The sequence below is a fragment of the Paraburkholderia kururiensis JCM 10599 = LMG 19447 genome, assembly GCF_003986935.1.
Taxonomy (GTDB): domain Bacteria; phylum Pseudomonadota; class Gammaproteobacteria; order Burkholderiales; family Burkholderiaceae; genus Paraburkholderia; species Paraburkholderia kururiensis.
On the sequence record NZ_RJZE01000017.1, the window covers coordinates 170,861 to 183,452 of the forward strand.

Genomic DNA, 12,592 nt, shown 5'->3' on the forward strand with positions numbered 1-12,592 from the left:
CGGATCGGAAACGGGTTGGGGGTCACGGCAAAGAGCAGCGCAAAAAGCAGAAAGCGATACAGGCGCGAACGCATGAGCGGGCGCGGGCAAAAAACGACCCGCCGGAGCGGGTCTTTCTTCAGGGCGCAGAAATAGCGTTCACATAAACAGGTTCACAGGCGGCACTCACATCGGCAACGGCGTTTGCACGCTCGCCGTGCGCTCGCGGTTCTGCTCGTGGCGCACGATGCTGGCAAGCAGCGTCCAGTCGCGGCCCAGTGCTTCCACCACGTCGTCGAGCGAAAGCACGCCGACAATGCTCGCGCCTTCGCGTGTCACGGCGAGCCGCCGAACGCCCTGGCTCGCCATGGTCTGCATCGCGTCGGCAAGGTCGGCCTTTTCGTCGATCGTCGCGACGCGCGGCGTCATCACCTCGCCCACTAGCGTGTCCGTAGGCGATGTGCCTTTGGCAACGGACTCGATCACGATGTCGCGATCCGTCACGATGCCCACGATGCGCTCGCCCTCAGGGTCGGTCACGATGAGCGCGCCCACGTGCTGCGCGCGCATCTGTGTGGCTGCTTCCTGAAGGTTGCACGACATGGGGATGTGAACCGTCCCCTCGCTGTGGCATTCCTCGACTTTCATGAGCGTTCTCCTCAGTTCGTCACAAGGTCCATTCAACCGTGTCGAGCACGGTCAGGCGCTGGCCGATGCGCTGGGCGAATTCCGCGATCAGCCGTTGATCTTTGCCGGCATGCAGGTCGCTTGCCGTCACTTCGCACTGCGCGACGGGCGGTTTGCCCGCGAGTACACGCATCTGGTCGAGCGCGTTCGCCGCGCCGCTGCCGCCCAGGCTGCAGAAGAACGCCACGTGCTTCAGCGACGCGCGGTGCGCCACGAGCCACGCGCGCACCGGCGAACTCACGCTGCGCGCCCAGACGGGCGAGCCGACGATCACGACGTCGTAGGCGGCCGGATCGTGCACGGGCGGCTCGATGGCGGCGGGCCGCTGCCGCACCGCTTCAATGAGCGAGCGCAGATAGCCGCGCGCACCCTTACGCGCACCGTTACGCTCCGCATCCGGGTCAGCACCGCTTTCGCGAATCGCTTCGAGGTCTGCGTGCAGCATGCCGGCAAGCATGGACGCAAGACGCGCCGTGGTGCCGGAGCGGGAGAAATAGACCACGAGAACTCGGGCAGCCGGCATGGCAGGCCTCCGTGCGGGACGACGGGATTGATTCATTGATGTGGAAGACGGCGGTCTGGCGCGCCGGCGATGCACGTCCGGCGAAACCACATGCGCACAGGATAGAAAGCGCCAGCCCGCGTTTCATGATCCATATCAAGCGCCCATCGGACCCTCGCGAGTGCAATGAGGCAGGCGGCGTTTTTCCGACAGGCGCACCAGCAAGCGCAACAGAAATGCGACCGCGCATTCCCCTACGGACCTGCTATGAAACTCACTTTTCTCGGCGCAACCGAAACTGTCACCGGATCGAAATATCTGCTCGAAGCGGGCGGTCTGCGCATTCTCATCGACTGCGGGCTGTTTCAGGGCACGAAGAACCTGCGGCTGCGCAACTGGGGCGAGCTGCCGGTGCCGGTGGATTCGCTCGATGCCGTGATCCTCACGCACGCGCATATCGACCACAGCGGCTACCTGCCCGTGCTCGCGCGCAACGGCTACCGCGGGCCGGTGTATTGCACGCCGGGCACGCTCGATCTCTGCGAGGTCATGCTGCGCGACAGCGCAAGGCTTCAGGAAGAAGAGGCCGAATTCGCGAACCGGCATGGCTATTCGAAGCACCATCCCGCCTTGCCGCTCTATACGGTGGACGACGCGGAGCGCGTGTTGCGCCAGTTCGTGCCGCGCGATTTCGACGTGCCCACGCCGCTCAACGAGCGCGTCGCGTTCCGGCTGCTGCCCGCGGGCCACATTCTGGGCGCCGCGAGCGTGGTGCTGTGCTGCGGCCACAAGCTCATCGCGTTCTCGGGCGACCTGGGGCGTCCGAACGATCCGATCATGCGGGCACCCGCCCCGCCCGTGCACGCGAACTACCTCGTGGTGGAATCGACCTACGGCGACCGTCTGCACGAGCCGGGCGACCCCATCGACGAACTCGAGGCGCTCTTTTCGAAGACCTTCGCACGCGGCGGTGTCGTGGTCATGCCCTGCTTCGCCGTGGGGCGCGCGCAGGAGATCCTTCACTACATCGCGCAGTTGAAGGTGGCGGGCCGCATGCCGAACGTGCCCGTCTACCTGGACAGCCCGATGGCGACGAGCGTGACGGACATCTACCGCCACCATCTGCGCGACCATCGGCTCACGCTTTCGCAGGCCGAGGCCATCGGCAAGGCGGCGATCATGGTGCGAACGGTGGACCAGTCGAAGGCGATTGGCGAGCATCGCGGGCCGATGGTGATCATCGCGGGCAGCGGCATGGCCACGGGCGGCCGCGTGCTGCATCACCTGAAGGCTTACGCGCCGGACCCGCGCAATACCATCGCGCTCGTCGGCTATCAGGCAGCCGGCACACGCGGCGCGGCGCTCGCGGCGCACGAGCCGTCCATCAAGATTCACGGCGAGTACGTGCGCGTGCGCGCCCACGTGGAAACGATCTCGTCGCTCTCGGCCCATGCCGACTACAGCGAGACGCTGGCGTGGCTGGGCCATCTTTCCATTCCGCCCGAGCGCACCTTCGTCACGCACGGCGAGCCCGCAGCCGCGGACGCCCTGCGCCGCCGCATCGAGGAAACGCTGCACTGGCGCTGCGAGGTGCCGACGTGGATGCAATCGGTGGAGTTGCCTGAACTGCCGGATCACCCCGATGCGGAGCCTTGCAAGGTGTAGGCGCTGACGCTTGCTTACGTGCACGCGGCGGGGAGGCTGTTGCCGGTTGCCGGTTGCCGGTTGCCGGTTGCCGGTTGCCGGTTGCCGGTTGCTAGTTGCTAGTTGCTAGTTGCTAGTTGCTAGTTGCCGGTTGCTAGTTGCCAGTTGGCGGTTGCCTGATACCGCGCGCCGCATGGAAGCTGCCCACGCCCCGATCCGTCGCCACCCGTCGCCGCCATCGCGCCGCGCCAAAAAAAGAACCGGGCGCATCTGCAACGATGCGCCCGGTTTTTCACGCCACTCACGTGGCGTACTTTCCGCTCGTGAACCAGTGAAGCCGTACTGGGGCCATACGGGGGCCGTACCGAGCCCCTGCTGAAACCTCACTGAATCTCGAGACGCTTGCGCGCCGTGGGTGCCTTCTTCGGCAGCGTCAGCGCGAGCACGCCGTCCTTGTACTGCGCGGTGGCGCCGGCTTCGTCCACGTCCGCGGCGAGCGTGAAGGAACGGCTGAACGTGCCCGAATAGCGCTCGCGGCGCACCACGCGCTCGCCTTCCTTCAGTTCCTTGTTGCGCTCCACCTTCGCGTTGATCGACACCAGATTGCCGTCGATCTTCACGTCGATGTCGTTGCGCTCCACGCCCGGCAGTTCCGCCTTCACGGTGTACGCCTTGTCGTCTTCCGTCACGTCGATCTTCATGGCGGCGAGCTGTTCTTCCTCCGCGGGCGCGATACCGCGCAGCGGCCGGAACAGCCCCTGAAACAGGTCGCTGACAGGTTCGAGCGAAAACGGGTCGTAACGGGTCAGATTGCTCATTGCTTGCTCCTCAAACGTTTTCAGGTCCGGTTGAAAGCGCCCCGTTCGACTCCCGGGTCCGGCGCCCCGGGAGCGGGCCAGTCCGCATGCCACCTGGTCGAAGCGCGTGGCTGCATGCTCTTACTCTAGAACCCGGTGCCCGCATGCCGTTGACGTGTATCAACCGGCTTCGATGGGCGCCGATCAGCGTTGATGCGCGTCGACGGCGCTCGACGTTCCCATGCATGCCGTGCCGCGTTCAGCCTGCGCCGTCGCGTTCGCGCGCGCCCAGAATGGCCGCGAGCGCGCACGACGCGATGCGCCCCGGCACGCTGTCCGCGCGGCTCGTCAACACGATGGGCACGCGCGCGCCCAGCACGATGCCGGCGCTCGCGGCTCCGCCCAGAAACTCCAGCTGCTTCGCGAGCATGTTGCCGGCTTCGATGTCGGGCACGAGCAGGATGTCGGCGCGGCCCGCCACCGGCGAGGTAATGCCCTTCATGCGCGCAGCGACGTCGGAGATCGCGTTGTCGAACGCGAGCGGGCCGTCCACCACAGCGCCCGCCAGTTGCCCACGGTCGGCCATCTTGGCGAGCGCGGCGGCGTCGAGCGTGGAATGCATCTGTGGGTTCACGGTCTCCACCGCGCACAGCACGGCCATGCGCGGTTCTTCCACGCCGAGCGCGTGCGCCAGGCCGATGGCGTTGCGCGCTATCTCGAATTTCTGCGCGAGGTCCGGCGCGATGTTGACCGCGGCGTCCGTGATGATGAACGGGCGCTCGTAGGCGGGCGCATGCAGCAGGAAGCAATGCGAAATGCGCCGGCCCGTCTGCAAGCCCGAGGCCGGCGCCACCACGGCGCCCATCAGCTCGTCGGTGTGCAGGCTGCCTTTCATCAGCGCATGCACCTGGCCGCGCGCGGCCAGCTCCACGGCGTGCTGCGCGGCCGCGTGGCTGTGCGGCACGTCTTCGATCGGAATGCCGCTGAGGTCGATACCCGCCTGCGCGGCTGCGGCTTCCACCTTGCGGCGTGGCGCGACGATCACGGGGTCGATGAAGCCCGCGCCCCGCCCCACGCTCGCTTCCACCAGCGCGGCAAGGCTCGATGCGTCGCACGGATGCACGATCGCCGTGCGCACCGGCCCGCACCGATGCGCCATGGCGAGCAGCGCAGGCATCTCGCCGTTCGCGGCCGGCAAAAGGCCCGGCAGTCCGACCACCAGCGGCTGGGTCACACCGCCCACGGGCACACGCGTGTCGTATTCGAGCGCGGGCTCGCCGTCTGTCTTGAGGATGTCGTTCATGGTTCGAAGATGTAGGTGCCAGGGGCGTCACCGAGACCATCCGGCACGGCGCGCGCTTTCACTTGCCCGCTCGACTGCGTGCGCAGCCATTCGGTCCAGCGCGGCCACCAGGAGCCTTCGGTCACGGGCGTTTCGTCGAGGAATTCCTGCCGTCCGCGATACGGGGCGCCGCGCTCGCGCGTGGCGCAGCGGTAGTGGCGCCCGGCGTGCCCCGGCTCGGAAACGATGCCGGCGTTGTGGCCGCCCGCGGTCAGCAGGAACGTGACGGGGTTGTGCGTGAAGAGCAGCAGCTTGTAGACCGAGCGCCACGGCGAAACGTGGTCGCGTTCGGTGCCCACCACGAACGTGGGCCATTCGATGTCGGAGAGCGCCACGTTGCGTCCGTCCACGTGATAGCGGCCTGCCGCGAGGTCGTTGTCCAGAAAGAGGCTATGCAGGTACTCCGTGTGCATGCGGTACGGCAGGCGCGTGGTGTCCGCGTTCCAGGCCATCAGGTCGTTGGGCTTCGAGCGGCGCCCCAGCAGATATTCGCTCATCATGCGTGACCAGATCAGGTCGCGCGCGTTGAGCAACTGGAACGCGGCGGCCATCTGCGCGCCGTCCAGATAGCCCTGGCGCCACATCAGCGCATCGAGCGCGGCCAGTTCGCTCGCATCGATGAAGAGGCCGAGTTCGCCCGGCTCCGTGAAATCGGTTTGTGCCGCGAGCAGCGTGACGGAGCGCAGCGTGTCCGTGTGGCCGTCGCGCGCGAGCGTCGCGGCAGCGATGGCGAGCAGCGTGCCGCCAAGGCAATAGCCCACCGCATGCACAGGCTCGCCGCAGCGTTCGCGCACTTGCGCGAGGGCTGCGAGCAGACCGTTGGAGAGGTAGTCGTTGAGCCCCAGGTCGCGCGCTTCCGCGCCCGGATTGCGCCACGAGATCATGAAGACCGTGTAGCCCTGATCGACGAGAAAGCGCACCAGCGAATCGTGCGGCTGCAGGTCGAGGATGTAGTACTTCATGATCCACGACGGCACGATGAACACCGGTTCGCGCGCCACGTGCGCCGTGCTGGGCGCGTATTGCAGCAGTTCGCAGAGCGCGTTGCGCCACACCACCTTGCCCGGCGTGATGGCCACGTCGCGGCCCGGCTGGTAGGCCGAGGGGCTGCGCGGACGGCCCGCCACGTGGCTTGCCGCCATGTCTTCGAAGTCAGCGAGCCATTGCTGCGCGCCCGCGACGAAGTTCGCGCCACCGGTCTTCGCGGTGGCTTCGAGCACGGCGGGGTTCGTCGCCACGAAATTGCCGGGCGACCAGGCGTCGACCCATTGCCGCGCGCCGAAGCGTGCGAGTTCCTCGTGGTGCCGCTCCACCCCGGGCACGCCCGTGGTGGCGTCTTCCCACCAGCGCTGCATGCCGAGAAACGTGTCGCGATACACGCAGAACGGCCAGAGCGACCAGGCGGGCGCGGCGAAGCGCGGGTCGGGCGTGGCCGGGGCGGCTTGCTCGCCCGGCTGCGGGTGGTGGGTCGTGTCGTTGGGTGCTGCGTGCGCCGCCAGCGCACTGTCCGCGCCCGGCAGCCACGCGTCGCGCCAGGCGCGCAGCGCAAGCTCCAGACATTTCCCCGGCGACGCCGACAGATGCATGCTCCAGTCGAGCCAGGCGAGTGCCATGGAAGCGGGCGAAAGGCCACCCGTCATCATGGCGAGCGCGGCATGCGCGGCGCGGTCGAGTGGATCGTCGCGGGTGGTGGGCGCGGGCAACCGGTCGGGATGCAGCGTGACCTCGACAGGCTCGATGGCCTGCCCCGAACGATGCGCAGCGTTCCTGCGCGCCTTCGTAACATTCGCGGCCTTCGTGACCTTCGCGGGTTTCGCGGAAGCCGGCTCGTTTTCAGGCGTGTGTGCGTTCGCCGGCGCGGTCGGCTGTGCGTTGGCCTCGGTCATTGCATGTGCATGCCGCCGTTGATGGCGAGATTCGCGCCGGTGATGAAGCTGGCATCGTCCGAGCACAGGAACGCGATGAGCGCCGCCACTTCGTCGGGCTGGCCGAGGCGCCCTACCGGAATCTGCGGCAGGATCTTCGCCTCCAGCACGTCCTTCGGTATGGCTTCCACCATGTGCGTGGCGAGAAAGCCGGGCGACACGGTGTTGACCGTCACGCCGTGCTTCGCCACTTCGAGCGCGAGCGATTTCGTGAAGCCGTGAATACCGGCCTTCGCCGCCGAGTAGTTGGTCTGCCCGAACGAGCCGCGCGAGCCGTTCACCGACCCGATGTTCACGATGCGCCCGAAGCGGCGCGTCACCATGCCGGGCAGAAACGGCTTGGTCATGTTGAAGAGCGCGTCGAGGTCGGTGCGAATCACGGTCTCCCAGTCGGTCTTGTTCATCTTCATGAACGTGGAGTCGCGCGTGATGCCGGCGTTGTTGATGAGCACGTCGATCTGGCCGAACTCTTCGAGCACGCGCTGCGCGCAGCGCTCGCAGGAATCGAAGTCGGCGACGTCGGCCTCGTAGGCGTGGAACGTGCGGCCGGCGTCGCGCTCGTGCGTGAGCCAGGTGGACACGTGGTCGTTGGCCTCGGAATGCGACATGGTCACGGTCATGCCGGCGTCGTGAAGCCGTCGGCTGATCGCGGCGCCGAGGCCGCCCATGCCGCCCGTCACGAATGCAACGCGTTTAGTCGGCATGGCGGTCTCCTTTCGCGGCGCGCGAACGCGCGGCTGCTGTTTGTCGGGCCGAGGGTTCGGCAGTGGTCGTTGAGTCTGCGGTTTCGGTGCTGGCCGGGGATGAGGCCGATGGGGCCAATGAGGTCGATGCCTGCGCAACCGCATGCGCCACCGACTCGGCCGTGCGCTCGAACGCGGCCATCCAGTCGCGCATGGGCAGCGCGGCGCCGTTGGCGGCGGTGAGCTTGTGCCACTCGCCCGTGCACGCGCCTTGCCACTGGCGTAGTGCTTCCTGCACGCCGTTGCCGGCCTCGCGCGGCGCCTGCGTGGCGATCTGGATGCCGTCCTGCCAGAGCGACGTGCTCACGCTGAGGTAGTCGCGCACCACGGTGTGGTAGCCCGCCACCATCTCGTTCCAGTCCTGCGCGTGAGCCAGGGCGCCAAGCGCCTGCTGCACGGCGTTGCGGTCACGCTCGACGCGGCGCTGCTGCCATGCGAGCGCCTGCTGTCGCCATTGCTGGCCGAGCGCGAGCATGCGTAGTGCAATGGTCGCGTTGGCCCGGCAGGTTTCCAGCAACGCGTTGTATTCGTTTGCCATGATCCCTTTCCTCGTGTGTCGACGACCCCGCGCGTTCCCATGTTCCGGCGCTCCGGCACGGGTGCGCCGGCCGAGCCCGTTCGATGGGTTCGACCGGTTCAGTCGCGTGAAGCACGCCGCTACCGGATGGTCGGGTTTCACTGTAGGCGACCGGTCCTCCCGGGCGTTGACCTGTATCAATCCCGCCAGGCGTTCCCTGCTGCGGTGCACCGAAGGCGGCGCTTTCATACGCAGCAAGCGAAGCGGCCCCGCATACGGTGCGTACGGTGCGTACGGCGCATAGGGCACATACGGCACCGGCGCACCACGCCGCGGCATCGGCGCAAGACGGCGCACTCCTTCGCGCTTGATCTGCATCAACGGGGTACGCGCGGCGCTTTCTAGACTCCATGGCATACCGTCACCCTGGTTCTTTTTTTCGGAGCACGCGCGATGAGCTACAAGAGCATCGTTGTTCACCTCGATACGAGCGAACGGGCGCATCCGCGCCTCGAAATCGCGCTGCGGCTCGCGAGCCAGTTCGGGGCGCATCTCACCGGCCTCTTCGCCACCTTCACGCCCGAGCCGCGCTCGTTCTACGTGATGGCCGGGTCGGCGGACTACTTCATCGAACACGAGCGCAAGCGCACGCAGCACCGCGCGGCGCTGGAGCGGCTCTTTCACGCCGAAATCGCGCGCGCAAAGGTGGAAGGCGAATGGGTTGCCACCACGGAATACGCGAACCTTTCCGTGCCGCGCCGTGCGCGTTATGCGGACCTGATCGTGGCGGGCCAGAACGACCCCAACGACCCGGACTCGTACATCGCCGACCACTTCGCCGAGAACCTCGTGATGACCTGCGGGCGCCCCGTGCTGCTCGTGCCCTACACGGGCGTGTTTCCGTCCATCGGACACCACGCGGTGGTGGCCTGGGACGGCAGCCGCGAAGCCACGCGTGCCATGCACGACGCACTGCCGCTGCTCGCCCACGCGAAGAAGACCACGGTGCTCACCATCAACGGCACGCGCGGCGAGCCGTCCGGCAGCCGCATTCCGGGCGCGGACGTCGCGCTCGTGCTCGCGCGTCATGGCGTGACCGTGGAGGTCGTGGAGTTCGAGAGTCCGTCGGGTGTGCCGGTGGGCGAAACGCTGCTCTCGCGCGCGGCCGACGCTGGTGCCGACCTCATCGTGATGGGCGGCTACGGCCACGCGCGCTGGCAGGAACTGGTGATGGGCGGCGCCACGCGCACGCTGCTGCGATCCATGACGATGCCCGTGCTGATGTCGCACTGAAGGCGAATGCCGTCGATGCCCATGCCGACACCGATGCCTTCGCCGATGCCTTCGCCCACCCCCGCCGCCATTCTCGTGCTCAACGCGGGTTCGTCCAGCATCAAGTTCGCGCTGTTCGATTGCCCTGCTGACGAGGAACGCAGCGATCGCGCCGCCGAAGGTCCGCCGCGCCGGCCGCGGCGCTCGGGCGAAGTGGAGGGCATCGGCGAGACGCTGCGGATGCGCGTGGACGGCGTCGACGTGCCCATCAAGGCGGGGGCGTCGGACGGCGACCCGTACCGCGCGGCGCTTGCGCCCGTGATCGAATGGGTGCGCACGCAGAACGATCACGTACAGCTTGCCGCCGTTGCGCATCGCGTGGTGCATGGCGGTGCGCGCCATACGGCGCCCGTGGTGGTGAACGAAGCCGTGCTCGACGACCTCTGCACGCTCATTCCGCTCGCGCCGCTGCATCAGCCGCACAACATCGGCGCCATCGAGATTCTGATGCGCGCCCTGCCCGGCGTGCCGCAGGTCGCCGTGTTCGACACCACGTTTCACCGCACGCTGCCGCGCTGCGAGCAACTGCTGCCGCTGCCGCACGCCATGTTCGACGAAGGCGTGCGGCGCTACGGTTTTCATGGGCTCTCGTACGAGTACCTTTCGGTCGCGCTCAGCGAAGCATTTGGCGCGCAGGCGCGCGGTCGCGTGGTGGCCGCGCATCTGGGCAGCGGCGCGAGCCTCTGCGCGCTGCAGAACCTGCAAAGCGTGGCCACCACGATGGGTTTCTCCGCGCTCGACGGGCTCATGATGAGCACGCGTTGCGGCTCCATCGACCCCGGCGTGCTCTTGCACCTGATCGAAGTGCGGGGGCTGTCGCACCGCGCGCTCGGCAGGCTGCTCTACGACGAAGCAGGGCTCAAGGGCGTGTCGGGAACGTCGGGCGATCCGCGCGTGCTGCTCGACGCCGAGCGCCACGACGAACGCGCCCGCGACGCGCTCGCGCTCTACGTGCGGCGCATCGTGCGCGAAACGGGCGCGCTCGTGGCGCTGCTGGGCGGGCTCGACATGCTCGTCTTCACCGCGGGCGTGGGCGAGCATTCGGCGCCCGTGCGCGAACGCGTGTGCGCGGCGCTGCAATGGCTCGGCATCGAACTCGATAGCGACGCGAACCGCGCCAACGCCCACGTCATTTCGACGCCGTCGAGCCGCGTCACCGTGGTGGTGGAACCCACCAACGAAGAATGGGTGGCCGCGCAAAGCGCGTGGCAGTTGCTGGGCGGCGCCACTCGCCCGGTTGCCTCCGTTTCACGCGACCCCGCCGCTTGATCCAGATCAGGACCGCAGGCCGGTCCTCTACCGATGATTGAACGCATGTCATTCGAGCCGAGGCCCGCCATGTACACCCGAATTCTCGTCGCGCTGGACGGTAGCGAAACGTCGTCGCGCGCACTCGACACAGCATTGCAGCTCGCGCAGCAAAGCGGCGCGCAGTTGACGCCGCTCTACGTGATCGACATTCCCGTACTGCCGTTCGACGCGCCGGGCTACGACCCCTCCATCGTGCGCGACGCGTTTCGCGACGAAGGCGCGCGCGTCATGGCCGATGCGGCGCAACGCATGACCGAGCACGGCGTGCACGGCACACCGACCATCGTGGAAGTGGAGCCGCCGGGCGAAGACGTGGCGCATCGCATTCGGCTCGCCGCCCAGGCCCTGCCCGCCGATCTCATCGTGATGGGCACGCACGGACGACGCGGCTTCAGGCGGCTGGTGCTCGGCAGCGTGGCCGAACGCGTGCTGCGTACGGCGCCCTGCGCCGTGCTGCTGATACCGGCGCACGGCGAGGTCCACCCCGATCAGCCTGAGCCGGTGCACAACGCAGCCTCCGAACAGTCGCGCGAAAAGCAGTCGCCCGAAAGCGCGAAGGAGCCGTCATGAACGCGTCCGCCCGCACCACCGCCTGGCGCACGATCATCGTTCACCTGGACGACAGCCGTCAGGCGGCTACGCGCCTCGCCTTCGCCTGCGACTTCGCGCGCCGCAACGACGCGCATCTGATCGGGCTCTACGTGGTCTGCCAGGATCTGTTCCGGCCGATCTATCGCGACGACGAAAACCTGCGCCTCGCCGTAAACGAAGCACAGCAGGCCGAACGCGCCCGCCGCGCCGAGGAAGGCTTCAACGAAGCGGCGCGCCTTGCGGGCGTCTCCGCGGAATGGCGCGCGCCGCGCGGCGAGGCAATCGACGCCGCCACGCTCCACGCGCGCCACGCCGACGTGCTCGTGCTGGGCCAGTACGACCCGGACGACCCCGCCGCGTACATCGCGAGCAACTTCGTGGGCGATCTCGTCATGGCGAGCGGCGTGCCGGCCATCGTGCTGCCGTACATCGGCAAGATGCGCACCTTCGGCGAAAACGTGCTGATTGCGTGGGACGCGAGCCGTGAGTCCGCGCGCGCCGTGCACGACGCGCTACCCATTCTGCGCCGCGCGCGCTTCGTCACGATCCAGGTGGTGCAACACGGCCGCAACGAGAACCTGGACTCGCTCGACGCGCCCGAAGGCATCGACCTCGCCGCTTATCTGGCGCGCCACGGCGTGAGCGCGTCGTTCGCGACGATGCCGCACGTGGCGGGCATGAGCGTAGGCACGTCGCTGCTGAACCGCCTTTCAGACGTGCATGCCGATCTGCTCGTGATGGGCGCATATGGGCATACGCGGGTGCAGGAGCGCGTGCTGGGCGGGGTGACGCGCACGATGCTGGAGGCGATGACGGTGCCGGTTTTGATGGCGCATTGAGGGGTGCCATTAATTGACGCATTAATCGGCGCATTGAGGGGTGCCGGCAAAGCACCGTGAACGAATGCAGGAAAGGCGACTGAATCTTCGGTCCCGGAAGCGCGACAAGCCCTCGCGCATCGGCTGCGCCCGCCATTCACTTTTTGGGACAGGTGAGTGGTGGGCGTTTTTTTTGGGGGGGGGAGTTGGGGAGATTGGTGACGGTTGTCGAGCTGCGGACCTTCGGCGTACCGTCTCCGAATGTCTGTTCTTGAAACGATTCTGTTGAAAAACTCGCTTTTTGGCCTGGATGTTTTGGTGGCTCGAGATCGCAGTTCTCTAGCGCGGCAGTTGCGATAGAGACTTCGGGAGAGAAACGGTCGCCCCGATGCCCCTCAAGCGAT

General features: G+C 67.4%; 13 protein-coding genes. 5 read left to right on the forward strand and 8 right to left on the reverse strand.

The genetic code is table 11. From position 1 onward, the window contains the following. Nucleotides 1-165: 165 nt before the first annotated feature. Together PKKP23_RS21155 and PKKP23_RS21160 are read right to left on the reverse strand one after the other, a co-directional pair. A complete protein-coding gene (locus tag PKKP23_RS21155) occupies nt 166-627 on the reverse strand; it encodes a CBS domain-containing protein (RefSeq protein WP_026121659.1) in 462 nt (153 codons plus the stop codon). A gap of 19 nt (nt 628-646) precedes the next feature. After that, nucleotides 647-1,189 (reverse strand): flavodoxin family protein, encoded by a 543-nt coding sequence (locus PKKP23_RS21160; protein ID WP_126878294.1) that lies wholly within the window; start codon nt 1,187-1,189, stop codon nt 647-649. 246 nt (nt 1,190-1,435) lie between these two features. Between PKKP23_RS21160 and PKKP23_RS21165 the strand changes: the two genes are divergently transcribed. Continuing rightward, nucleotides 1,436-2,833 (forward strand): MBL fold metallo-hydrolase RNA specificity domain-containing protein, encoded by a 1,398-nt coding sequence (locus PKKP23_RS21165; protein ID WP_126878295.1) that lies wholly within the window; start codon nt 1,436-1,438, stop codon nt 2,831-2,833. Between the two features lie 362 nt (nt 2,834-3,195). On the opposite strand, the gene PKKP23_RS21170 is transcribed toward PKKP23_RS21165, so the two are convergent. The 5 genes from PKKP23_RS21170 to PKKP23_RS21190 all read right to left on the reverse strand — a co-directional run bounded on the left by PKKP23_RS21170 (nt 3,196) and on the right by PKKP23_RS21190 (nt 8,157). Then, nucleotides 3,196-3,630, reverse strand: a complete 435-nt coding sequence (locus PKKP23_RS21170; RefSeq protein ID WP_017775764.1) for an Hsp20/alpha crystallin family protein — start codon at nt 3,628-3,630, stop codon at nt 3,196-3,198. 238 nt (nt 3,631-3,868) lie between these two features. Next, nucleotides 3,869-4,912, reverse strand: a complete 1,044-nt coding sequence (locus PKKP23_RS21175) for a bifunctional enoyl-CoA hydratase/phosphate acetyltransferase (RefSeq protein WP_017775763.1) — start codon at nt 4,910-4,912, stop codon at nt 3,869-3,871. Next, on the reverse strand, nt 4,909-6,837 hold the full coding sequence (locus PKKP23_RS21180) for a PHA/PHB synthase family protein (RefSeq protein ID WP_240659084.1): 1,929 nt from the start codon (nt 6,835-6,837) through the stop codon (nt 4,909-4,911). Before PKKP23_RS21180 ends, PKKP23_RS21175 begins: the two co-directional genes overlap by 4 nt. Further along, nucleotides 6,834-7,580, reverse strand: coding sequence for a beta-ketoacyl-ACP reductase (locus PKKP23_RS21185; protein ID WP_017775761.1), 747 nt, complete (start codon nt 7,578-7,580; stop codon nt 6,834-6,836). The genes PKKP23_RS21180 and PKKP23_RS21185 overlap by 4 nt, the downstream gene beginning before the upstream one ends. Then, nucleotides 7,570-8,157 carry a hypothetical protein gene (locus tag PKKP23_RS21190; protein ID WP_126878296.1) on the reverse strand — a complete coding sequence of 196 codons (588 nt, stop codon included), beginning with the start codon at nt 8,155-8,157 and terminating at the stop codon, nt 7,570-7,572. The genes PKKP23_RS21185 and PKKP23_RS21190 overlap by 11 nt, the downstream gene beginning before the upstream one ends. 432 nt (nt 8,158-8,589) lie before the next feature. Here PKKP23_RS21190 and PKKP23_RS21195 point away from each other — a divergent pair, with 432 nt between their 5' ends. From PKKP23_RS21195 to PKKP23_RS21210, 4 genes are all read left to right on the forward strand, one after another. Further along, nucleotides 8,590-9,429 (forward strand): universal stress protein, encoded by an 840-nt coding sequence (locus PKKP23_RS21195; RefSeq protein ID WP_017775759.1) that lies wholly within the window; start codon nt 8,590-8,592, stop codon nt 9,427-9,429. Between the two features lie 45 nt (nt 9,430-9,474). Continuing rightward, a complete protein-coding gene (locus PKKP23_RS21200) occupies nt 9,475-10,737 on the forward strand; it encodes an acetate/propionate family kinase (protein WP_168724582.1) in 1,263 nt (420 codons plus the stop codon). A gap of 69 nt (nt 10,738-10,806) precedes the next feature. Further along, entirely contained in the window at nt 10,807-11,349 is a 543-nt protein-coding gene (locus PKKP23_RS21205) for a universal stress protein (RefSeq protein WP_126878298.1), read from the forward strand. Further along, nucleotides 11,346-12,209: a universal stress protein gene (locus PKKP23_RS21210; RefSeq protein WP_126878299.1), complete on the forward strand. Its 864-nt coding sequence runs from the start codon at nt 11,346-11,348 to the stop codon at nt 12,207-12,209. Before PKKP23_RS21205 ends, PKKP23_RS21210 begins: the two co-directional genes overlap by 4 nt. Before the next feature lie 136 nt (nt 12,210-12,345). On the opposite strand, the gene PKKP23_RS34330 is transcribed toward PKKP23_RS21210, so the two are convergent. Then, nucleotides 12,346-12,592: hypothetical protein (locus tag PKKP23_RS34330; RefSeq protein ID WP_205703011.1), on the reverse strand; the 247-nt coding region annotated here is incomplete at its 5' end.